We start from the raw sequence: 23,102 nt of genomic DNA, 5'->3' as shown, positions 1-23,102 counted from the left end.
ACAAGACGGAGGTAATAAATGAAGAAGCTGTTTGTAGGTTTGGCGGTGCCGTTATTCGTTTCCTTCGCCCATGCCGAGTCGATTTCCGCGCCACCGGCCATGCGCGCGGCTCATGTGCTGTCGTCGTCAGGCCCACTGACGCGCCAGCAGTTGCAGCAGGCCAACATCGCGCGCCCGATGGCGAGTTCGGGCACACAGACCTATACGTACCTGCGCTGCTACTACCGCACCGGCTCGCTGACGCAACCGACGGCGACCTACGTCTGGGCGACCGATCCGTCGAGCGGCGGATACTATCAGCTCAACGGCTTCTGGGAGACGGGCAGCGAAGGCGCATGGCAAAACATGTTCTTTACCGATGTCGCGCAAGGCACGCTGCAGTCGATCTGTCAGGACACGCTGACGCAGCAGGGCATCCAGCAACCTGTAGCGCTCGAGTTCGCGGCCGACAACGATATGTCGTACAACGACACCGTCTGGACCAACGACAGCGCCAGTCAAGGCTCCGGCATCAACAAGATCATTGCGTTCGGCGACAGCCTCTCGGATAACCAGAACGCCTACAACTTGTCGGAATGGCTGCTGCCTAACAGCAGCAGCTGGTTCTCCGGCCACTTCAGCAACGACCAGGTCTGGGTCGAGTATCTGGCCCAGCAGCTGCAACTGCCGCTGTACGACTTTGCGGTCGGCGGCGCCGGTGCCAGCTCGCGCGACCTCGTCATTCCCGGCGTGATCCAGCAGGTGGCGTCGTGGCAGGGCTACATGCAGCAGGCGCCCAACTACAACGTCGCCAATACGCTATTTACGGTGCTGGCGGGGGCAAACGACCTCGACAACGGCACGAGCGTCGCCAGCTCGATCGGCAACTTGACGACGGCGCTGACGGACCTCGTCAATGCCGGCGCGCGCAATGTTCTGCTCTTGAACCTGCCCGACATGTCGAAGTCGCCTAGCTTCCAGTATCGGACCGACGGCGCAACCGTCTCGGCCGAGGTGACGCAGTTCAACAGCCAGCTCGCCGCGTTGGCCTCGCAGTTGCGCACGCAATACGGCAGCTCGCTGAACCTTCAGGTCTTCGATACTTATTCGCTGTTCAACGATCTGCTCACTCATCCGTCGTCGTATCAGGTTACGAACACGACGCAGTCGTGCCTGGACATCAACACCGATTCGAGCACGGCTTGGCTGTCTTCGCAAACGGTGCGCAGCAACTGTACGAATCCGAACACGTTCGTGTTCTGGGACGTGCTGCATCCGACGACGCATACGCACCAGATGCTGGCCAACGCCATCTACACCTTCATCAACCAGTCGGGCTATAGCTTCAACGCCCCGATGCCCGCCAAGAAATAAGCTGTACGACGGTAGTGGAAGGCAGTGGAGGGAAGCGGCGCGCATGGCGATATGCGCGCTGCTTCCCTCGCGTTCGTGCCTCGTTCGTGTGCGGTTGTTCCGTCCCATGCTTTGGCCCGATCCGTCAGTCCATTCATTTTGATCAGGACGCCATACGTTATCGACGAACTTCGTTTAAAGACTGACAAGTTGACCGAGCTGGCGACGCTTTCACTTTTCGATGAATAGACAAGTATGGCTTAAATGAAAAAAATCCTAGCAATTCTTATAGTGGACACTATAAATATGTTCTATTAATTTTGAATTCGCTGGGTGTGCTGGGTTTGAATAAATGTTGCATCTGGCGTTGAGTCGTGGTGTGAAAACGATATCGGTTACGGGGCTTTGTGTTGCTTTGTGTCTTTGCTTCGGATGTAAATATGAAGATTTGAATGATTTGTTGTGGTTCGTTTGAACTGCGATTTTACAATCGCGGGGGATTAAATCTTCTCTCTCAACTCATGGGGTGACTAATGATGAGCCGATTAGATTGTGCCGAAAGGTGTTTTCCCCAAGAAGCATCCAACAGGGCTGGAAGCGCGATGTCGCTCGCTGTGGCCGTCATGTTGGCATTCGGTGGTACCGCGACAACGCAAGCAGCGGAGTTCCTCACGCATCACGTTCGGAATGTAGCGGCGGCGACGGAAGTTGGACGCCTTCCTGCGAACCAACTGATGAGCCTCGATGTCGTTCTGCCGGTACGCGATAAGTCGGCCTTGGACGCATTCGTGGCAGAGGTGACCAACCCCGCGAGTCCCAATTTCCGTCATTACCTGACTCCGGCGGAGTTCACGGCGAAATTCGGTCCAAGTCAGACGGACTATGACACTACCGTTCAGTATCTCGTCAAATCGGGATTGAAAATCAAAGGCGGAAATCTCGATCGCAGGGATATCCAGGTAGAGGGATCGGTCTCCGCGGTTGAAACGGCTTTCAACGTCAAGATGCGCACTTATCGGCATCCCACGGAAAACCGTCTCTTTTTCGGCCCCGACCGGGAACCTTCAACCTCGCTGGCCATACCCCTCTGGCACATTTCAGGCCTGGATAACTATTCGATTCCCCATCCGCTATTCGTCAAGAGGAGCGAGGTTGCCCGGAGGCTCGGAGTCAGTCCGGATGCCGTTGGTCCGCGTGCGACGACGGGTTCCGGCCCTTCGGCATCGTTCCTGGGCAGCGACATGCGCGCGGCGTACTACGGCGGTACGCAGCTGACGGGTGCAGGTCAGCATCTGGGCTTGTTGGAATATTATGGAACCGATCTGGACGATCTGACGACCTACTTCAACAATGTGCATCAAACCAATCACGTCCCGATCACGCTCACCTCGACAGATGGAACCAGCACTGACTGCACCGAGGCAAATGGATGCGACGATGGGGAGCAAACGCTCGACATGACGCAAGCGATTGGCATGGCGCCAGGACTTGCCGGTCTGACGATGTATGTCGGGGGAACCGATACGGCCATCATCAGCGCCATGACCACCGATAATCCGCTGCCTAGGACGATCGGTTGTTCTTGGGGGTGGACGCCCGCGGATCCGTCGACGCTGGATCAGTACTTCGAGCAAATGGCTGCCCAGGGCCAAACGTTCTTTGCGGCTTCCGGAGACAGTTCGACGTGGTCGAGCCAGAACGAAGCCTGGCCGGCTGATGATGCTTATGTCGTGTCGGTCGGCGGGACGGATTTGACGACCGGTTCGGCGGCGGGCGCCTGGGCTTCCGAGACCGCATGGGCAGACAGCGGAGGCGGCAAATCGCCCGACGGGATCGCCATTCCGTCATGGCAGGCGATTCGCGGCGTCATCAACTCGTCCAACAAGGGGTCGACGACGCTTCGCAATGGGCCGGATGTCTCAGCCAATGCCGACTTTACGTTCTATGTGTGTGGTGACCAAACCGACTGTACGGCCAATGAGTACGGTGGAACCAGCTTTGCCGCACCGATGTGGGCTGGCTATATTGCGTTGGTCAATCAGCAGGCGGCCGCGAACGGTCGGGCGCCGGTTGGTTTCATCAATCCGGTGATCTACGCCGCGAACGAGGTCAATGGGCAGCTGAGCTCGACGTACAAGACGACCTTCCACGATGTCACAAAAGGTACCTCAGGCAGCTACTCCGCTGCGACGGGCTATGACCTTGTGACCGGCTGGGGAAGCCCGCGGGCCGCCCTGATCACGACGTTGGCACCGTAGTCGTACTATGACGTCTTCAACGCCCCGGAATGTCCCCCGGGGCGTTGAACTCATAGGCAGCCCCCTCCGTCGAAGCACGCTCATCGCTCGATGAGCCTCCGAAGGATTTTCTGCACGATGCGTTCATGCAGTTCCATCGCCTCAACGAGCGTACGCGCTGCGTAGCTCTGGTTGTCTCGCGCTTGCAATCCGGCAACGCGCGTCACGAACAGCAGGGCCTCCTCCGTACTCGCTTCTGACACACCTCGGAAGCGAGTCGTGACCGTCACGCCGGATTCCTCCAGCAATGTGCGGCGGAACATCAATTCATTCTCCGACATCCAGCGCGACCACTCTCCGCGGTCGAACACCTCGACAGGCCTGTTCTTTTCATCGAGGACGTACAAGCGTTCCCGCCTGGGCGGGACGGAGCGCGATTTCATGGTTCAACGTGAAGGCACGAGCAGAAAGTCGACCGCTTCCCGCCACCAAGTATCGTCGACGTGGCCAATCCAGTCGTTATGGTCGGCCGCCTTCACGATCATCAATTGCTTCGGGCCCGTTAGTGCGTGGTAGAGCGCTTCGCCGAAGCGCGCAGGGACGATGCTGTCGCCTTCCGCCACCACGACAAGAACCGGGCGCTCGAACGACGCGAGATGGCTCACGCTGTCGTATCGGTCGCGTAGCAGCCACGTAACGGGCAGCCACGAGTAGTGGTAAGCCGCGACGTGCTCGAGCCGATCCCATGGCGTGATGAGCAGCAAGCCGGCCGTCTTGTCGCGTTCGTGCGAGCCGGCCGAGGCCGCCACGCCGGCCCCGAGCGATTCGCCGATGAGCAGCAGCGGCGCGCCGTAGAGGCGATGCGCAAGCGCGATCGTCTGCTCAGCATCGGCCACCAGACTCTCTTCGCCCAGCGCGCCCTCGCGTGGCCCGTAGCCCGGATATTCGGCGAGGATCACGCGTAGCCCCAACCGCGTGAGCATCGCGGCGTAGAACGAACGGTGCCCGGCGTGCCCTGCGTTGCCGTGAAAGACGATGGCCGTGCCGCGCGCTTTGCCGGCAGGCTCTGCCACGAGACCCCGGAACGCCTCCGGTGTCGGCCACGCGCGAAATTCGCCGGAGACGACGTCGTCGATGGCTGCCTTCTCAGGAAAGTAGATAAAGCGATCTTGCAAGATGGCGACTCCCGCGAACACGGTCAGACACACAACGGCGAAAGACAGGACCACTCCGGTGAACTTCATCGCCTCGCTCCCGATGCGTCATTCTGCGTTATAGCGGGTTTCGCAATCGGACACGGCGGTCACACGGAAGCAAACGGCCGTGCGTCGAGCCGAAGCGTTGCTGTGCGTCTTGGTGTCGAAGTGGAAATAGCCCCGGGGGATGGGACCGGGGCTGTCAGGCAGGTTAGTGCAGTTGTTGCTTCAGGTCGGATAGTTCCGAATGCATCGAACTGATCGCATCCTTGATCCGGGTATCGAGACCGGCGGTCTTTTCGCACGCGCGTTCCGCACGATCGCCGATTCGTTCGAGATCTTCGACGCACCGCCGGATTCGATCCTCATCCATGGACGATATGGCCTTCTTTGCCGACTTGAACTCCTTATCGATCTCATTCATCCAGACCATCAAGTCCCTTGGAAGGGTCATGTCGGCGTGGCAGCTCCGTGATGCTTCGCTGACGGTTTCCTGTAGATGAGTAAAGCGCTTTTGGATTTCACTGGCTTGCAACATGATGCCCTCTTCTTGAACATCAGTTCCAGATCAATTCAGGCAGCATATGGCAGCGTGTTGCCCGAGCCATCGCCATTCGCCCGCTTCAATCGGTTGCCAGCAAACGTTGCATCGCGTCAGAGCGGCACCCGAGCGCGCGGAAGACGCTCTTTTAGTGTAGGCCATAAACGCCCGCCTGTTCCGATGTGTCCCCAAGGCTTGCGTGCAGGTGCAATCGTCGGCACATTGGCTCCGACAAGGCGGCGAATCTTCGCCGCCCTGTCGTCGTCGGGTTCGTAGCGACTAGTGCACTGCCCACTGCTGATTGAGGCCGCCGTTGAGCGGCCATTGATCCAGGTCGTGAGGCGAACTTTGCGTACTCGCCGCGCCGGGATCACCGCGTACCTCCATGAGCTGATAGTTGTGCTCGCTAGTGAAATAAATTGGGTGGCTACCTAGGGCGGCAACGATAGGTAGCCACTTTTGATTTTGCTGGCCGTTGACGGAATAAAAGTCCAATCCCGCGCCTGCTATGGTCGAATTTCCGTTGACATCGACGACGCTCCCGGCTTGGGAGGTCAGGTTTGTGATGTTGTAAAAGCCGTCTGAGTTCTGGTCGTTGCAGATCGAAAATTGATCGCCGGCCGGGCCGGCCGATGCCCACGAGCTACGATTGAACAGGGCTCCACCGTTGCCGTTATAAGACGTCACGGTCACGGCTGGGCACGTAGACAGATAGTCCTGCTGGATAAAACTGGTGATGGCGCTGCTGTCGAGGCTCGCGGCACTCAGGAGCGTCGCGAGGCCGGCGTTACTGGGTGTCGACGACAAGAGCAGGTAAGGCGTCTGTGAGTATTGGCCAGCATAGGCCTCGGCATTGCTCTTGAAGAAATCGTATTGATCCATCGAGATGGACTGGGGTGTGGATGATCCTTGCGTATATGAGCCCTTGAAGCCCGGCCACCAAATCATGCCCGTTCGATAGGTGTACGAATAATTGGCCATGCCTTGGATGGACGGGATTTTCATGCCGCTGGAGTCATAGCCGGCATTCGTCGCATCGTAGCCAGTCAGGTTGGTTTCGGCGCCGAACTCCGTGATGACTACGCGAGGCCAGTAGCGATTGATCAATCCCGCAAGATAGGCCGGCCAGTCGGTGTGCCGCCTTAGTTCATTCGGGTTGATGCCGGTATGGCCCAGGTCACCATGCTGGGTTTGCCACACGAAGGCGTACATGTGAAACCCCAGCAAGTAGTCGTCAAATGAACTGTCGTTGGCAAGGTCTTTGACATCTTCTTCGACCATCCCGCCGCCCAGGATCACTCTGTGCTTGATCGCACCGGGAAGCGATGCGGCACCGGCGCCCGCAGTCGTGCTTCGATACGACTGGACTGCCGCCCCTTCCCAGTCGTGATAGAGCTGCTTCAGCGGATCCAAATTTCCGGTGTCGTGCATTCCCGCGGTGTCGATCTGCCCCCAGGTACTGTATCCCCAAGGCTCGTTGATGGGCTCGAAATACACCTGGGGGTTGGTGATGTACTGGCTCAGGACGGTGCCCCATGCGCTGAGCCAGTTGCTCTCGTTCACGGTTCCATAAGGCACGCCCAAGCCGTCTTTGCCATCCGGCCAGTAGCAGATGACCACGTAAACGCCACTGGCAAGGAGGCCGTCTATCGCGCCTCGATATTGACTCCAATACGCGCTGTTGCTTACCGTGGCGTAATTAATCGGAATTCTTACGGTATTGACGTTGGTATTCCAGGCTTTGAAGGTGCTGCCGACGTAGCTTCCGGCGTTGTAAAAGCTCTGGTAGGTGTAGGAGGGTAAGGTGCCGGACAGATTGAGTTGTCCAGCTTGGAAGTTGTCGTTCGGGTCAGCCCAGTTGAACCCGATCAACCTTGGTCTCGAAAACATCCAGGAGTCGTCCGTGTGGGCGGCAGTGGAACCCGCCATCAGCGTGCAAGCGACCGACGCTATGAGTGATGCCAACCGCCACCGTGGACCTGCGCGCTTATGCGTTTTGCCGGCAAGGAATGATTTCAAAATCTGGCGTTTCATGGTTCACCATTCGGTAGGGAATTTTTGTAAGAAATTTACGCCTGCAGTGTGAATCATCGGCAGGATGAACTGAGACTGCTTTGAATTGCAATCAATCACCGCCGGCCAGCACGAACGGAAGGTCTTTAGGAGTCGTCGCGAGCGCGTGTCGGAATGGCTTCCCTTGCTCGACGTTCTGCGTTCGCAAACATCTCCCGCAACTGTTGCCGCTCGTCGTCGGTCAGATGGGAAGTCGCAGCCGGCATGATGAGCGTGAGTTGTAGCATCAGGTCGCCGCGCAAGCCGTTGCGGTCCGTCAGCCCCTGCCCGGACAGACGGATCGTGCTGCCCGGTTGCGCGTTCGGCGGAATCGTTATCTGCCGTGCGCGGCCCAGGATCTGCGCTTCGACGCCGCCCCCGAGCGTGGCCGTCACGAAATCGACTTGAATTTCGCAAGCGAGATCCAGCCCGTTGCGACGAAAGGCAGCGCTGGACACGATCACGACCGAGAAAATCGCGTCGCCCGGTGGACCGCCATTGGGCCCGGGATGGCCGCCGTGTTCGACGACGAGGCGCTGGCCGTCCCACGCACCCGGGGGAACCTCCACCGTCTCGGACTTTAGATAGGATTGGCGAGACGGCCCGTTCACCGGATAGCTTATTTCGACCCCGCCGCCATGGATCGCGGTTTCGAGCGGCACGAAGAGTTCGATTCGGCAATTCGCACCGCGCATCGACGGCGGGCTGTGGCGTTCGCGTGATGGCGCTTCCTTGCCGCGGTCCTCAGCCGACGCCGTCGCCGAGCGGGACGCCGGCGGCTTGCGCTCGCCGATCAGAATCTCGAACGCCTCCTGGATACGTTTGAACACGGGCTCGACCGTGGCTTCGCGCCCCTTGTTGCGGTCCGGGTGGTACTTCGATCGCAGCCGTCGGTACGCGCGTTTGACGTCTGCCGCCGACGCAGTGCGCGGCAGCTCCAGCCGCCTGTAGTATTCGTCGAGGCTCACGCGTTTTTCCTGCTTTCCTTCTGAAAACCGAAGTCTATCAAGACGCGGGCGAGAAAACGGCTAGCTCAAAAATCGGTGTCTCGAAATAACAATTGACTGGGCCGATTCTGCTTCCTACATTGCAGTGCGGCATGCTGGGTATCCTGCCGCGACCCTCACGCTGGTCAGCCGTAGTGCAGCCTTCGCGGCACCTTGAACGTCGATGTTCCGGAGGAAAATCACCGATGGCTCCGATCGTCTATCAACTCACGCTTTACGACCAGAACGGCAACGAGGTATCCGGTTCGATCTCGTATGCCATTGCGGAGGGCGAAAGCGCGCCGGCCGCGCTGACAGAATCAGCTACCCCGCCGACGCAGGCGTTGCTCGAGGCTTCGCCTTCGGACACGACGGTGGGCACGTTTCCTGTGGTCGGCACGTTGAATGTGCCCGAACTGACGGGCAGTGCCGAGTATCCGATCACGGGCGTCATGTTCGTCAGCTTGATGGGGCCGCCGCTCACCACGATTTTTACCGGTGAGAAGCGCGGTACGTCGATCAGCATCCAGTTCAATTTGATCGATTCGCCGGGCCACTATATCGGCGGGGCGCTTTCCTGGTATTCGGAAGGCTTTGGTTCGGACTTCGTTCCTTGGTGTTTCCTGGGGACTCAGGCGCGGTAGTGATGCTGGCGAGGGCGGTGAAGATTCGCCGCCCTCGCAGGGACGTGAGATTCGGCAACTCAACGTACTCGAGCTTGGACCAGGCGTATCCCCCAACCAGTACGAATGGTCCCGTCTGTATCCTGAAGGCGGGACAATGCCGGGATCAATTGATCCTTGAGCCGGTGCCGCGCGTCGTCCGGCAGGCGGTCGACGTCATAGGTTTCGACGAGCGAATTCCACAATTCCTGGGGAGTCGGATTCCACGGCACGTCGACGTCTTCGAAGTGCAGATCGTCGAAATCGACCTGGAGTAGTTCGGTCCAACCCTCGATCGTTCCAGTTCGGTGATCGCCGAATGCAAGGGGAGGCAAGCTCTCCTTTGCAATGGGCCTGAAGATTTCTAGAAGGACCTCGTTGGCCTCGCCCAGCAAGAACGTACGCCCGACTATCGTAGCGAGTGTCCCGCCGGGAGCCAGGACGCGGTGAATTTCCCGCAAGACCTGCTCGATCTCGTCCATCAGCATCAAAGCCATATGCGATAGAACGACGTCGACCGAACCGGTGGCGATCGACATTTCCTGGGCGCGTTCTTTCAACAATAGGACGTGGTCGGGCAAGGTAGCTTTCGCGATATCGAGTTCGCCCTGACTCATGTCCACGCCTATGAGTTGCAACGGGCGTGAGCTATCTGCGAGAAGCCGAAGCAGATGGCCGTCGCCACAGGCAACGTCGAGGACCGTTTTAGCTAGTGGCGTTTCCAGTGCAAGAGATGCGAGGACGTCGTAAGACGACCTGTATTCACGAGACGTCGTTTTGGCAGGGAACCCTGCAAACGCAGCGCTCGTCGCACCTGCTACGCGCTCATGAAAGTCTTGTAAATATAGTTCGGTCTGAGAGAAGGTGCTCATTGAGATTCCTGGAGAAAGCCAGCTTGTGTATAGCGACGCAAAATCAAGTTGAATGGCTTGATGCTCGGCGAGTAAGCGTCACGTTAGTGACCTGTAAGGCTTAGTGATCTCAGGGGTTTTAATGCTATATGGGTATGGAGAATTGTTGCAAGCGCCTCGTCGAATTAGAGTTCGCGCACTGTAATTATCTTGCGTTGGGCTTTCATGGTTTCCGTGTGCGGTCTATCACATCCCGAATATGGGGCGCTTCCAGGGGCCGCGCCGCTGAGGCACGATAGATCGCGGCAGCGGACGCCCACAAGTACAGCCGAAGCCTCACGCCGATTTATGCTGAAGTTGAGCCGGGGGCAATCCGCGAATACATATTGAAATCCCCCGGCGTGCCGCGAACCATCCGGTAGGCGCGCAGGAGCCCTTCAAACTGAAAGCCACACTTTTGCAGCACGCGCGCGGATCGGACATTGCTCGTGAGCGTGGTAGCTTGAATCCGAATGAATCCATACTCCCTTTGTGCCCAATCGACGACGGCAAGCGCCGCAGCCGTGGCAAGGCCCTTGCCCCAAGCCTCTGGGCAGAGGTCATAGGCCAACTCGGCTCTTCGATTGACGTCCGAAATCGTGTGGAACCCGATCGTGCCTACGAGGCGCTGGGTTACGGTCTCCACCATCGCAAGGCGGCGAGCGGAATTGGGCGCCGCAGATTCATAGGTATCGAACAGCGGATCGAGATCTGCCGGAGCGCTCAGTGCCCAACTCGTGTGTTCGTACACTGCGGGGATCGACAGGTATTGATACCACGCATCCAGATCGGTGCGTTCGAGCTGTCGAAGTGCGATACCAGGGTAGTCAAGAGACGGAGGTGATTCGATTCTCATTCGGGCTTCCTGCACGAAATGACGAACGCGCATTACGTGCAGCGCATACTCGAAGGATCAATCCCGTAACATTACCAGCTTGACGTGAATATAGGCGCGCCGTTGCTTGCAACAGGCGATCCGCTTCGAGATCAGATCAACGATAAGAAAATCAAATGGAATTACAAACACAAACACAAACGCGTCGCCCAGGCGAATGGGTCGAACGCATCGTAGGCAGGCTTCTCGCAGCCAATGAGAGTCGAAGCCCTCTTGGCCGCGCGCTTCATATCTTTGTCGCGTTCGGCATCAAGCAAGCCTGGGTCTGCCTTTTCGGCGGCCTCATGGTTGCGCTCCTGATCGGCACTCACCTCTGGTATCCGCCAGGCGCCGCGCTTCCGCGTTACGACGCGTTGACCATTGCCGCCGTATTGATCCAGATCCTGCTCATTGCCTTCCGTCTCGAAGAGTGGGACGAAGTTGCCGTCATCCTGCTCTTCCACGTGGCCGGAACGGGGATGGAGCTATTCAAGACAGCCGTCGGATCATGGATATATCCCGAAGCAGCCTATCTGCGCATTGGCGGGGTGCCGCTGTTCAGCGGCTTCATGTACGCCTCGGTGGGTAGCTATATCACTCGGGCATGCCGGGGATTCGAACTCCGCTTCTCCAACCACCCACCGTTGGCCGTGACGATACTGCTGTCGTTGGCCATCTACGCCAACTTTTTTCTTCATCACTACCTGTTCGATTTCCGATACCTGATCATGGCGTGCGTCGTCATTGCCTTCCGTCGCTGCACGGTGCACTTCCTCATTGATCGCACGTATCACCGCATGCCATTGCTGCTCTCATTCGTGCTCATCGCTACGTTCATTTGGCTCGCCGAAAACGTCGGCACCTTCAGTCACGCCTGGCTATACCCTGCTCAGATGCAAGCTTGGGCGATGGTGTCGATCGGAAAGCTAGGGTCGTGGTTCATGTTGACGATCATGAGCTACGTGATGGTGACGCTGGTCAATCGCCCGCAGGCGCTCTAAGGGCTGCCCCAAAGGCAGCCCTTCCAAAGCACTAAGCGGCAACCGCCGAAGCGCCGAACGCGTGTGGCAGCGCTTCGGTACTTTGCCGCACCGCGCCACCGAACCGCTCGATCGACGCGATGGTCCTAAGCACGATCTCGCGATTGCTCGCCGGCTTGCCATCCAGATAAGGGGCATCCTCGAGGCCGACGCGAATCGCATCGATATGCGGATGTTCGACCGCGAAGCGGACGAACCGCTCACGCTCCTCGTCCGCATCGGGCGTGGTAGGCAGCAGCACGCGGCCGAGCGTGAGCATGCCGCCGCCTTCGTTGCGATCGATGACGCGGCGCGCGCGCCGGGCAATCTCGGCGAGCTGCTCGGGCACGAACGGGAACGAACGCGTGAAGCCTGGCAGCAGGACGATGCTCACGGGCCCACGCAGAAACGCTTCCTGTTGCAGTCGCTCGACGACGTCGATGCTTTCCGGTGTCGTGATCTCGATTTCCTGCAGCACACGCTTGGCCGTGGCCACAGCGACGAGACGGTGATAGAAGTCGCGCGTGATGCGCGAGCTGCGCGCTTCGGCGACGTGCCCGATCTCCGCCGCTTCGGCATAGATGCGCACTTCGGTCGCAGTGAACGCCGTCAACAGATCGGGCAATTCGACGGCGTCGTCCGAGGCGAGGCAGGCGAGCCGCACGCCTTCGGCGTCGAGCTTGGCGTCCATCTCGCCGAGCCGTTCGCGCAGCTCGTTCTCCCTTGCCCTGATCTGGTCGCTCACCTCGCCGGAGCGACTCGTGGCGAAGCAGATCCTCGCATCGGGAAAACGCCCGCGGAACGCGCGGGCAAATGCCTGATACCAAGCAGCGTCGGCAATATGCTCACCGTTCGCGCCGCGCGAATGCACGTGAAAGAAGCGGGCGCCGAGATCATGGCACGCAGCGACGTCGTCGAGCGCCTCGTCGACGCTATAAGGCAGCGCCGGCAGACCAAGCGGCACGGTGGCCGACGCGTCGCGGCGCCATTTCGATCCGATCGATGCGATGTAAAGATGCAATTGCTTGCTCATGACTTCGGTCTCCAGAGGGTCCAGATGGGGATGACTTCAGGAAGGGGATGACGTTGCCCGTCCGTGCCCACTCACTGCGGCGCCATCGCTGGCCGCGAGCCGGGTGAACCAGGCGGCGGCCACAATGGGGAACAGGCCGAGCAACAGGAATACGACGGAAAAATCCAGCGGACCAGGGTGCCCGCGATCCGCGGCGAGCAACGACAGCGATGCGGTCGCGATGGCCACGCCGAAACTCGGAAAGAGCTGCTGCGCAATGCCGCCGATCGTCGTGCCCTGGCTCTGCAGCGAAGCTGGCAGGTCGGCGTAGGCGAGGGCGTTCATCGAGGTGAACTGTAGCGAGCGCAGAAACCCGTAGAGGCAGAAGAGGACCGCGATGATCCAATGAGGCGTCATCGGCGAGAGCGCTGAAAAGCTCATCGTGATCCCACCCACCGTGACGCCGTTCACCCAAAGAATATTTCGTAGACCGAAGCAGCGACTGATCGCCGTCACGGTCGTCTTGAGGCCGATCGAGCCGGCCGCCACGAGAAACGTCAGCGAGCCTGACTCGAGCGGCGACAATCCGAAGCCCGTCTGCAGGAAGAGCGGCAGCAGGAACGGGGTCGCGCCGAGGCTCACCCGGCAGAGGCCGCCCGCCAGCGTGCCGATCCGAAAGCCGCGTTCGCGGAACAAGCGCAAATCGACGATGGGATTCACCTGCCGCGACGCGTGTCGGCCGTAGAGCGCGAGGCACACCCCCGCCGTAAGGAAAACGACCAAGGGAAGCCAGATCGTCGCCGACGAGTCACCGGTGTGCCGATGCACGGATTCCAAACCGGTCTGCAGCGCGCCAAGCCCCGCCGCACAAAGTACGAAACCAGCGAAGTCGAGCGGTTCGCGCTTCTCTCCCGGTACGCTGTCGAGACAGCACCACGCCAGCATGGCACCCGCTAGCCCGACCGGCAAATTGATGTAGAAAATCCAGCGCCAGGACGTATAGGTTGCGATCGCGCCGCCGACGATCGGCCCCAGGACTGGGCCGATCAGTGCGGGGATCGTGACGTAGCTCATCGCCCGGATGTACTGCGATTTTGGAAACGCTCGCAGCAGAATCAAACGCCCGACGGGAATGGTCATTGCGCCGCCGATGCCTTGCAAGACGCGAGCCGCGACGAGTTCAGGCAGCGTTTGTGCCATGCCGCACGCCGCCGAGCCGAGCGTGAACAGTACGCAGGCCGCGCAAAAGACGTCTCTCGTACCGAACCGGTCGGCCACCCAACCGCTTGCCGGAATGAAGATGGCGACGCTAAGGAGGTAACTCGTGATCGCCAGGTTCAATCGCAAGGGAGCGATCGCGAAGTCGGCCGCGATGGCGGGGAGCACGGTCGACAAGACGCTGCTGTCGAGCTGCTCCATGAAAAAAGCGCAGGCAACGATGAACGGGATGAGTCGAGCGTGCCTCGGCCACGCCTCGAGGGGCGTCCGGTTGCGAGCCGTATCGTGTTTGGTCACTGCGCGTGTCTCCGGAAGGTGGGCGCGAGGCAGTGCCCGCCGCCCGCGGGTTCATTCGATGCCCGCGAGCGGCGTGCGGCGTCGATGTACGTCGAGGCGTACATCGATGGGCACGTCAGTGCCAGCCCATCGCGTCGACGGCTCGCGGATGCACAATCCCCGTATCGGTATTGGCGGCGGCGAGCAAGCCGCTATAGAAGTCATGCACGGCGTCCGAGCGCAGGAAGGCCGGGTCGCGGCGCAGGTACGGCAGCAGCAGCCGGTAGATGCGCAGGTTGTCCTCCTTCCATGCCACCTCCTGTTGGAGCCCCGGCCAGCGCGCGAGCAGCGTGATCGCCGCAAGGCTCCAAGCGTCGTCATAAGGCTCGTGGCCATGGAGTGCCTTGTAGACGAAGCGCTTGGCACGCACGACTTCGAGATGGAGCGAGGCGAGCATCCGGTGCGCGGGTTCTGCTGCGCTTTCGTTGAGCTCGGCGGCCCATCGCTCGACGACCTCGCGGCTCGGCAGTTCGCCGAGGACGGTCAGCCAGGCACAGTCCATGTCCGTGCGCGCGAGTGCATAGGCGATGTTCTTCACATAGGCGCTGAACGACGGATTCGAGCGGAACTTGGCCGCCAGGCGGACAGCGGGCTCGTCGGCGAGGACGCCGGCACCGATCAGCTCGCTGTGAATGCCCCCGACGAGCAGCGCGCGTGTCCAGGGGATCGCCCGAATCGCATCGGGGCGAGACTCGAAGTTCTCGATGTTGAAGATCCGTGACGGCGGCCGCGTGCCCTTCGCCGTAGCGCCGACCACGTCGAAGCGGGCGAGCGCCTTTAGAAGATTCGGCAACGCAGGATGCTCGAAGAAGATCTTCTGATACTGGCGTACGACGCTGGTCCAGAATCCTCGCTCGCGTTCGATCTCGGCAAGCGACGCATCTTGGCGGGGCGCGTCGAGATGCATCGCGAAGAGGCCCTTCAAGCAATGGACGGCGCGTTCGGGCGTCAGCAAGTGGCTGCGCATCTCCGCGCAGCCAGCCATCATGAAGCGCGTTTCCTGGCTCTCGAGTGCACTGTATTCGCGCATGGCCTCGGCGATCGGGCCGTTGCAGCGCGCATGCTCGTAGCCGAGGATCACGTGGAGCACCGCTTCCACGCCATGCTCCTTGGCGATGGCCTTGTGCAGATTGGCGATCCGCATATTGGCCTTGTGCATCGCTTTGCCGCCCTGCTTGCCCGTGTCGCTCGGCCCGAAGGTGATGTACTGCTTCGCGCCGCGCAATTGCAGATGGGCCTTGTAGACGGGGTTCTCGTAGAGCTCGCGAATATGCGCCAGCGTCGTCTCGGCGCCTTCGATATCCTCGGGCTGCAGCGCGACGTCGATGCCGTTGCGCAGACCCGCGGCTTCCATGAAGAAGAGGACGGCGAGCGGGCCGTCGATGCCGTCCGACTCGGCGATCCCATGGATCGGCATGCGCTCGACGCCGTCGCGGATCATCTCGAAGCGCTCGACCATCGTCTTCGCATCGAGCATTCGGATGTATGCCGGGTCGGTCTTCAGCAGTTCGAGGTAGTCGCCGTTCGGATGTCGTTGCCGCCGCGCCTCGAACTCGGCCTCGGTCTTGCGCCAATACGCCTGCCAGATCGCGAGCGGCCGATGTGCGCTGCCCTCGCGTTGCAGATCGGTGAGCAATTGGACCTTCTCGTGCGTGTCGAGCTCGGCGTAACGGCGCGGTGCGCGACCGAGCGTCGCGCCGATGATCTCCGGCGGAAGAATCTCGTCGAGCACCGAATCGAACATCCCCGCGTTCTCCCGATACTCGAGCTTGGCGAAGAAGAAGCCGAACGTCTTGATCCGCAGCACGAGGTCGTCGAGGCGCGCGTCGCCGCGAGCACGCGAGGTGGCGATGAGTCGCAACAACTGCTCGGGTTCTTCGAAGGCATCGGGTTCGGCGCGGTCCAGCCGCCGAAGGGCCTCGCTGAGCGGCGCATCGCCCGGATGCGTAGCGAGCAGCGCGGCGAGATCTTCTCGATAGCGCCCGCGCACGGCATCCTCCATCGCCAGAACAAGCCGCGCCGTGTGCGCGTTCGTGTCGTACGGGCGTCCGTCCTTGTCCGCATGAAGCCACGTGAAGGGATGGAGCCAGGCGTCGAGCGCGACGTCCTTGCCCGCGACGGCTGCGAGCGTCTCGCGCAGTTCGCGCGTCGCGCGCGGCAAATGATCGTAGAGGCTATGCGCGTAGAGAATCTGGAAGTCCGTATCCGTGCCGTCGACCTCGTCCCAGATGGCGTCCCAGAGCCCGCGCAGTGCGGCTTCAATGTCGCGCGCCGGAGCCTCGCGCTCGACCTGCGTTCCCAACGCTTGCAACGCCTTGACCACGCCGAACCGAAGCTGTTCGGTTTCCTTGCTCAGGATGCCGATATTGAGCTGCACGCTCTCGGGCGTTCGCGTCCAGTCTGCCGGGGTGGGGAGGTGGTCGGAAAGTGCCTCGCCCATGTAATGGCGGGTGGCCGACGTTCTCATGGCGAGTTCGGTCAGGAGTTGCTTGACGAGCATGGCCTTCACGAGCGTGCGGCGCTCGTCGGCGTCTTTCAGCGTGAAGAAATCGCGGCCGATTTGCTCGACGAGCTGTGCATTTTTGCCGCGCAGAAATTCGAATGCCCGAATATCCTGAAGTGCCCGGCGGCAATGCGCATTGCGCCCGTCATTCCTGACGATTTCCTCGAACATGGCCCATAACTGGTGAAACGTCTCTCGAGGTCGGGCGAGATTTTCGCTTGGGAAGTCCTCGTGGAAATAGCCTTGAAGTTGCAAGTTCTCTGCGCTCATGATTTACCCATGTGGTTGACGTGCCGCTCTGCTCGAAACCGACGCCTTCATCGCTGAACAACTCTTCAGGTCGCGAAAATTAACATGGGTAAATGATTTAATCCATACTAATTGATTAAATATTAAAGTACATATCTATATATCAAGCTATACAGTTATTAATTGATGATTGGCTTGTGATGATGATTGGCGAGGCGCCGGGTGTTCCGGGGGAGAGCGAATGCCATGAAAGGGGCTCGCTGGTCGACACTCGGTCAGCTACGGGCAGGCCGCCACGAAGTGCTCCGCAGGAAGGCGCCGGATGGCTGGTCGTTCTGCCTGGCGGAACAGTTGGGCAAGTTTTTCCAGCCGACTGTTTCGGAATTCGACATGTTGCCATTTCATTGGCGCGGTGAATGGTCGAGCTTCCTTAATCCATCGATATGTGAATTTGTAATGAAGCTGGACGCATTTGACATGAAATGGCCGTTGGCAATAAGATGCAGATCATTATGTTTAGGCGGTTTGGGTAGTTGAAAGCCCCGTCGTGGTGCGTCGGGATGCACTATTTTGGGGCTGAATGTTTGTCGGCGGCTGCTTGCCGAACACAAGAAGAAATTCAATTAGGTAGGCTTATCGAGATCGATTCAAATTTTTACAGGGTGCAGACGTGAATCTGGAACGTGACCTTTCCGAGCGGATGCTCGCAGCCGAGACGGTTGCTTTGCCGGGACGAGCCATCCCGACGGCCATGGTGCAAAAAAATTTCCGCTTGCCTTACGACCTCGCGCAGAAGCTGAAGCTGCATGTCGCACAACAGTCCGTCTCGACGGGAAGCCGTATCACCGAAACGGATATCGTCGAAGCCCTGCTCCGCCGCTATTTGAATCAAGGTGTGAGCGCCGCATGATCGATCTCCCTCACTTGGCAAGCGACGCGCTCGAGCGGTTGGCGAGGCGCGCGCCGCATTCGGAGCAGGCATGTACCTGCTCGGCGACCTCGCTCGCCGGTTGGCAAAGCATGCCGCTCTCATTGCCGGAAACCCAGTTGCGCGACATCGGCACGCTCCTCGAAGGCGATCCAGACGAGGCGTCCTACGCGGAATTCCATCCGGACGGTACGCGTTACTGGTCGGAGGCGGCCCCCATCGCGCCGCGCTACTTTCCGTACAACCGGTGCACGGTTTCCGAGTGTGTGGCGTGTGGCCGCACGTTCCTCCGTTATACCGAAGGCGGCGGCTATTTCGTCGACCGCCGCATTCGCGCGCTTGACGCTGGCCTGATCGTCGACGCCCCGCTCGAATAACGTCTATGAACCAACCGTTCTTTGCTCGCGTCCTCGTGGTCGATGCCGCGCCTGGCCCGCTGCTCTTCGAGGAGATGGATGCGTTCCTTCGCCACGGATTCGAAGTCACCCTGAACCTGAGAAACGTGCCGGAGCGGGACGCCGTCCGGCAGCACTATGGTGAACGGCTCTCCTACGCCGATTTCGACGGCTTCGCGCCGCAGTTGGTGCTGGCCGCACTGGCCCGGGACGGCATTGGCTACGAGGTGCTGAAGACGCGCGTCAACGTGCCGATCGACCGCGCGGTCATCGAAGGCGCAGTGGCTCCGGCTTTGCAGCGCCGGCTTGCGGTGATCGCTCAAGCAGGCGTCGGCGTCGATCACATCGACGTTGCCACGGCGACTCGGCAGCACGTGCTCGTCACGAACACGCCGGGCTCCAATGCCGATGCCGTCGCGGAGTTCGCCCTGTGCCAGATGCTCGCGCTGACACGGCACACCTTTGCATACAACACCGCGAGCCATGACGGCGTCTGGGCGAAATCGAATGCGGGGCCGGTTGCGACCGAACTGTCGGAGCTCACGCTCGGGCTCGTGGGCATCGGCAACATCGCGCGACGCCTCGCGGCGAAAGCGCATCTGCTCGGTATGCGCGTGATGGGTTACGGCTCGGCGCGCTTCACGCCGGAGCAGGCGGCCACGCTTCGAATCGAGCGCAAGGAAACGCTCGATGAACTGCTTGGCGAAGCCGATGTCGTGTCGCTGCACGCGCCGCTCAACGAAGCCACGCGGCATCTGATCGGCGCGCCGCAGTTGCGTCGCATGAAGCCGGGCGCCGTGCTCATCAACACGGCGCGCGGCGGCCTCGTGGACGAACAGGCGCTGGCCGACGTGCTATCCGATCCGCACGGGCCGCTCGCCGGCGCCGCGATCGATACGTTCGCCAAGGAGAAGGCGCAATATTCGTCGCCGCTCATTGGCATCGACAAGGCGTTGTTGAGCCCGCATATTGCCGGCACGACGAGAAGCGCGATACGGGCGGCGGCGCTGCAAGCGGTCGAGAATGCTGCGGCGATTCTCGCCGGTCGGGAGGGGGCCTCGATCGTCAACCCGCAGGCCGGACGATAAGCGTGACAGGCGTTCGTGCCGCGCTGTCGATCACCCAACGCACGCCGTCGCGGCAAGCCCCTTGACGAGCGCATCGAAAGCGACGCGCACCCGCTTGGGGACCGGCCCACGCTGCGGCCGGTAGACGTACAGGTTCCAAGGGCCGGGATCGCTGCGCGGCAGAACACGCACGAGCCGTCCGTCGGCGAGTTCGTCTCTCACCATGTACTCGGGGCACTGGCTGAATCCGCGCCCCGCGACGCAGCCAAAGACTTCCGCTTCCGGATCGTCGGTGACGAGGGTGGGCTGCGGCGGGACCAATTGCCGGTTATGCCGAAACGTCCACGGCCACGCGCGGCCGGTGCTGCGGTCGATCAACGCCGTCAATGGCATTTCCAGCAAGGCGTCGATGTTGTCAGGCGTGCCGGCCGCGTCGAGCAGTTGTGGTGCCGCGACGGTATAGATCGGCAACGCGCCCACGCGCCGCGCGATATAACGCCCGTCGGTGATGAAGCCGGCTCGCACGCCAATATCGATTTGTTCGCCGACCGGCGACGACAGCGTATCCGACAGTCGCAAATCGATCACGATATTCGGATGCTCGCGCATCGTCTGCATCAGGAGAGGCGCGACGTAACGGCGGCCAAGGACCTGTGGAGCGGTCACGCGCACCGTCCCGCTGAGCGCCTCGTCACGAGCTGCGTTCGCTTGAAACAACTCATCGACCGATTGCAGCAGGGCATTCGCGCGCAAGGCGAACGCCTTACCGAAGGTCGTGATTCGCACGTTACGGGTGCTTCGATGAAAGAGCGTTTCCCCCACCCGCTCTTCGAGCTGCCGGATCGCTCGTGTAACGACTTGCGGCGATATGCCGAGCCGGCCTGCGGCCTCGCGAAAACTAGCGGACTCGGCCGTCATGACGAAGATTCGAATGAGGTCGATCTGGTTATCCATTTCCGGCTCACTGGCGCTAGTCGACGTACTGATGGGCACGTCACCGGATGATTCTACCGTTCCCGAGAAAGGAATACTGAATTCCCAACTGGTTCGTTCTCTTGCGGACATCCGCCGAGCATAATGCACTCCATGCAGTTACCCCTGAACCCGAATGGAGCGCATCATGAGCACAGCAAATACCGGCAATACTCATCAACTCGGCGGTAAGGTCGCACTGGTTACGGGCGCGAGTTCCGGCATCGGCAAAGCGACGGCCCTGCTGCTTGCCCGACGCGGCGCAAAGGTCGTGGTGGCGGCACGCCGAAAAGGCGAACTGGACGAGGTGGTGGGCGCCATCAGGTCGGAAGGCGGCGAGGCTCAGTCGATCGTCGTCGACGTGACTCGGGAGGCCGACATCGCCGCGATGGTCAAGTTCGCCGTCGATACCTACGGAAAGCTCGATATCGCATTCAACAACGCCGGTACCGAAGGCGTCTTTGCACCCTTGGTCGAGCAGACCGACGAGCGCTACGACATGGTATTCGAGCCGAACGTGCGTGGTGTGTTCAACAGCATGAAGTACGAGGCCGAGGTGATGCTGAAACAAGGCCACGGCAGCATCATCAACAACGCTTCAATGGGCGGCGTGATCGGGTTTGAAAACGCGTCGCTCTACATCGCCACGAAGCATGCCGTGATCGGCATGACGAAGACGGCTTCCATCGAGTGGTTCAAGCGCGGCGTACGCGTCAATTCGCTGTGCCCTGGCCTGATCGAAACGCCGTTCCATCATCGCGGCATTTGGCCGTCCGTAGAAGCACAGCAAGCATTCGCTGCTGGCACGCCGGCGGGCCGCTGGGGATCGGCCGAGGAGATGGCGACGATCGTTGCCTTCCTCGGTTCCGACGATGCGTCGTATGTGTCGGGGCACGCGCTGGTTGCGGATGGTGGCTATTCCATCGCTTGAGGCTGGGGCTTGGGGCTTGAAGCATGCGGTCGGTCCCGGTGTCGAACAAGAACCGGGACCGTTACGCGACGGTTCGCCGCGTGGAGGCTATTCATCCATCAAGCGGACCTTTACCTTCTTGCCTTTTACCTTGCCGGCGTTGAGCTTACGCAGCGCGTCGCGTGCGACGCCGCGCTCGACAGCGACATAGGTCGAGAACTCGGTGACGTTGATCTTGCCGATCTGCGCGCCGCTGAAGCCCGCATCGCCCGTCAGGGCGCCAAGCACATCGCCGGGGCGAATCTTCTCTTTGCGGCCACCGAGAATTTGCAGCGTTTCCATCGGCGGCAACAACGGTTCGTTGCTTGCCGCTTCGAGGCTGGCAAGCGGATGCCATTCGACGTCGCGTTTTTGCGCCTGCTCGATGCCACCGACGCGTCCCATCTCGTTCATGCTCGCGAGACTCAATGCCCAGCCGTCCTGATCGGCACGGCCCGTGCGGCCGATACGATGGACATGCACTTCGGGATCGGGCGTCACGTCGACGTTGATCACCGCTTCGAGTTGGGCGATGTCGAGGCCACGTGCGGCGACGTCGGTGGCGACGAGCACCGAACAGCTGCGGTTGGCAAACTGGATCAGCACCTGATCGCGTTCGCGTTGATCGAGCTCGCCATGCAACGCGAGCGCATGAAAACCCTGCGCGCGCAGCACGTCGAGCAGATCGCGGCATTGCTGCTTCGTGTTGCAGAACGCCAGCGTGCTCACGGGACGATAGTGATTGAGCAACATGCCGACAGCGTGCAGCCGCTCATCTTCGGTCACTTCGTAGAAGCGCTGACGAATCTTGACGTCGTCGTGACGCTCTTCGAGCTTCACTTCCTTCGGGGTGCGCAAAAACTGCTGGCTCAGCTTGGCAATGCCGTCCGGATACGTCGCCGAGAACAACAGCGTCTGACGTTCTTTGGGGCATTGGCGCGCAACGGTCGCGATATCGTCGAAGAAACCCATGTCGAGCATGCGGTCAGCTTCGTCGAGCACGAGCGTGTTCAATGCGGCGAGGGCGAGGCTGCCGCGCTCCAGATGGTCCATGATGCGTCCCGGCGTGCCGACGACGATATGAGCGCCATGTTCGAGGCTCGCGGTCTGCGGCCGCATCGGCGTGCCGCCACACAGCGTCAGAACCTTGATGTTTTCTTCTGCGCGTGCGAGTCGACGGATTTCCTGCGCGACCTGATCGGCCAGTTCACGCGTCGGGCACAGGACCATTGCTTGCACGTCGAAGCGGCGCGCGTCGAGCCTGGCGAGCAGCGCGAGCGAGAATGCCGCGGTCTTGCCGCTACCGGTCTTCGCCTGCGCGATCAGGTCATGTCCTGCGAGCGCGATCGGCAGGCTGGCCGCCTGGATCGGCGTCATGGCGACATAGCCGAGTTGATCGAGATTGGCGAGCGCGGCGGGTGAGAGCGCAAGCTCGCTGAAGGACGTGGCGGTGGGTTTGTTTGTCATGTCTTGGGGGCGTTAGATGAACGGACGACCTTCGATCTGTTCGTAAACGATCGTGCCGTCATCAGCCTCGAACCGCTCGACATAGTTGCGCGCGCCGCACATCGGGCAGCGGAATAGCAGCCCTTGGCCTTCGTTCTTGATGACGACGTCGGACTGTTCCCACTGCGCGCCGCAGCTCTGGTTTCTGCAAGTAAAAAACATGGTCATTCCCCCACTG

Annotated in this window: 21 protein-coding genes; 8 read left to right on the top strand and 13 right to left on the bottom strand. The window is 60.6% G+C overall.

Going from position 1 to position 23,102, the window contains the following annotated elements; translation table 11 throughout:
- Positions 1–18: 18 nt before the first annotated feature.
- Together D7S89_RS19100 and D7S89_RS19095 are read left to right on the top strand one after the other, a co-directional pair.
- Positions 19–1,353, top strand: coding sequence for an SGNH/GDSL hydrolase family protein (locus D7S89_RS19100; protein ID WP_220702181.1), 1,335 nt, complete (start codon positions 19–21; stop codon positions 1,351–1,353).
- A gap of 581 nt (positions 1,354–1,934) precedes the next feature.
- Positions 1,935–3,590: a S53 family peptidase gene (locus D7S89_RS19095; RefSeq protein WP_183085270.1), complete on the top strand. Its 1,656-nt coding sequence runs from the start codon at positions 1,935–1,937 to the stop codon at positions 3,588–3,590.
- Between the two features lie 80 nt (positions 3,591–3,670).
- Here D7S89_RS19095 and D7S89_RS19090 read toward each other — a convergent pair whose 3' ends face one another.
- From D7S89_RS19090 to D7S89_RS19070, 5 genes are all read right to left on the bottom strand, one after another.
- A complete protein-coding gene (locus D7S89_RS19090; RefSeq protein ID WP_121279866.1) occupies positions 3,671–4,012 on the bottom strand; it encodes a hypothetical protein in 342 nt (113 codons plus the stop codon).
- 3 nt (positions 4,013–4,015) lie between these two features.
- Entirely contained in the window at positions 4,016–4,813 is a 798-nt protein-coding gene (locus D7S89_RS19085) for an alpha/beta hydrolase (protein WP_121279864.1), read from the bottom strand.
- A gap of 163 nt (positions 4,814–4,976) precedes the next feature.
- A complete protein-coding gene (locus D7S89_RS19080) occupies positions 4,977–5,303 on the bottom strand; it encodes a hypothetical protein (protein ID WP_121279863.1) in 327 nt (108 codons plus the stop codon).
- A 282-nt stretch (positions 5,304–5,585) separates the two neighbouring features.
- Positions 5,586–7,340, bottom strand: coding sequence for an RICIN domain-containing protein (locus tag D7S89_RS19075; protein WP_121279861.1), 1,755 nt, complete (start codon positions 7,338–7,340; stop codon positions 5,586–5,588).
- Positions 7,341–7,465: 125 nt separating this feature from the next.
- Positions 7,466–8,326 (bottom strand): DnaJ C-terminal domain-containing protein, encoded by an 861-nt coding sequence (locus D7S89_RS19070; RefSeq protein ID WP_121279859.1) that lies wholly within the window; start codon positions 8,324–8,326, stop codon positions 7,466–7,468.
- A 224-nt stretch (positions 8,327–8,550) separates the two neighbouring features.
- Here D7S89_RS19070 and D7S89_RS19065 point away from each other — a divergent pair, with 224 nt between their 5' ends.
- On the top strand, positions 8,551–8,988 hold the full coding sequence (locus tag D7S89_RS19065; protein WP_121279857.1) for a hypothetical protein: 438 nt from the start codon (positions 8,551–8,553) through the stop codon (positions 8,986–8,988).
- 59 nt (positions 8,989–9,047) lie between these two features.
- Here the strand turns inward: D7S89_RS19065 and D7S89_RS19060 are convergent, their stop codons facing one another.
- Both D7S89_RS19060 and D7S89_RS19055 read right to left on the bottom strand, forming a co-directional pair.
- Positions 9,048–9,878 carry a class I SAM-dependent methyltransferase gene (locus D7S89_RS19060; protein WP_121279855.1) on the bottom strand — a complete coding sequence of 277 codons (831 nt, stop codon included), beginning with the start codon at positions 9,876–9,878 and terminating at the stop codon, positions 9,048–9,050.
- Positions 9,879–10,203: 325 nt separating this feature from the next.
- Complete coding sequence (locus D7S89_RS19055; protein ID WP_121279934.1) at positions 10,204–10,752, bottom strand: GNAT family N-acetyltransferase; 549 nt, start codon at positions 10,750–10,752, stop codon at positions 10,204–10,206.
- A gap of 155 nt (positions 10,753–10,907) precedes the next feature.
- Here D7S89_RS19055 and D7S89_RS19050 point away from each other — a divergent pair, with 155 nt between their 5' ends.
- On the top strand, positions 10,908–11,771 hold the full coding sequence (locus D7S89_RS19050; protein ID WP_121279853.1) for a DUF817 domain-containing protein: 864 nt from the start codon (positions 10,908–10,910) through the stop codon (positions 11,769–11,771).
- A 31-nt stretch (positions 11,772–11,802) separates the two neighbouring features.
- On the opposite strand, the gene D7S89_RS19045 is transcribed toward D7S89_RS19050, so the two are convergent.
- The 3 genes from D7S89_RS19045 to D7S89_RS19035 form a co-directional block, all read right to left on the bottom strand.
- Positions 11,803–12,822: a 3-keto-5-aminohexanoate cleavage protein gene (locus D7S89_RS19045; protein ID WP_121279851.1), complete on the bottom strand. Its 1,020-nt coding sequence runs from the start codon at positions 12,820–12,822 to the stop codon at positions 11,803–11,805.
- A gap of 36 nt (positions 12,823–12,858) precedes the next feature.
- Positions 12,859–14,316, bottom strand: coding sequence for a DHA2 family efflux MFS transporter permease subunit (locus tag D7S89_RS19040; RefSeq protein ID WP_220702180.1), 1,458 nt, complete (start codon positions 14,314–14,316; stop codon positions 12,859–12,861).
- 115 nt (positions 14,317–14,431) lie between these two features.
- A complete protein-coding gene (locus D7S89_RS19035) occupies positions 14,432–17,128 on the bottom strand; it encodes a phosphoenolpyruvate carboxylase (RefSeq protein ID WP_121279847.1) in 2,697 nt (898 codons plus the stop codon).
- Positions 17,129–17,777: 649 nt separating this feature from the next.
- On the opposite strand from D7S89_RS19035, the gene D7S89_RS27220 reads away from it, so the two are divergent.
- The 3 genes from D7S89_RS27220 to D7S89_RS19025 are packed head-to-tail and all read left to right on the top strand — an operon-like array spanning position 17,778 to position 19,518.
- Complete coding sequence (locus D7S89_RS27220) at positions 17,778–18,017, top strand: hypothetical protein (RefSeq protein ID WP_147426709.1); 240 nt, start codon at positions 17,778–17,780, stop codon at positions 18,015–18,017.
- The gene (locus D7S89_RS19030) at positions 18,014–18,412 is read left to right on the top strand and encodes a hypothetical protein (protein ID WP_121279846.1); all 399 of its coding nucleotides are present in this window, start codon (positions 18,014–18,016) and stop codon (positions 18,410–18,412) included. The genes D7S89_RS27220 and D7S89_RS19030 overlap by 4 nt, the downstream gene beginning before the upstream one ends.
- Before the next feature lie 5 nt (positions 18,413–18,417).
- Positions 18,418–19,518, top strand: a complete 1,101-nt coding sequence (locus D7S89_RS19025; RefSeq protein WP_121279844.1) for an NAD(P)-dependent oxidoreductase — start codon at positions 18,418–18,420, stop codon at positions 19,516–19,518.
- A 30-nt stretch (positions 19,519–19,548) separates the two neighbouring features.
- Here the strand turns inward: D7S89_RS19025 and D7S89_RS19020 are convergent, their stop codons facing one another.
- Entirely contained in the window at positions 19,549–20,451 is a 903-nt protein-coding gene (locus tag D7S89_RS19020; protein WP_121279842.1) for a LysR family transcriptional regulator, read from the bottom strand.
- Positions 20,452–20,617: 166 nt separating this feature from the next.
- Here D7S89_RS19020 and D7S89_RS19015 point away from each other — a divergent pair, with 166 nt between their 5' ends.
- Positions 20,618–21,400, top strand: a complete 783-nt coding sequence (locus D7S89_RS19015) for an SDR family NAD(P)-dependent oxidoreductase (protein WP_121279932.1) — start codon at positions 20,618–20,620, stop codon at positions 21,398–21,400.
- 87 nt (positions 21,401–21,487) lie between these two features.
- Here D7S89_RS19015 and dbpA read toward each other — a convergent pair whose 3' ends face one another.
- Entirely contained in the window at positions 21,488–22,885 is a 1,398-nt protein-coding gene (gene dbpA / locus D7S89_RS19010) for an ATP-dependent RNA helicase DbpA (protein WP_121279840.1), read from the bottom strand.
- A 12-nt stretch (positions 22,886–22,897) separates the two neighbouring features.
- The gene (locus tag D7S89_RS19005) at positions 22,898–23,086 is read right to left on the bottom strand and encodes a hypothetical protein (RefSeq protein WP_425470842.1); all 189 of its coding nucleotides are present in this window, start codon (positions 23,084–23,086) and stop codon (positions 22,898–22,900) included.
- Positions 23,087–23,102 lie beyond the last annotated feature (16 nt).

Origin of the sequence: Trinickia fusca, from assembly GCF_003628145.1 — a bacterium.
GTDB lineage: Bacteria > Pseudomonadota > Gammaproteobacteria > Burkholderiales > Burkholderiaceae > Trinickia > Trinickia fusca.
This window is presented reverse-complemented; position numbering and strand designations above follow the sequence as displayed.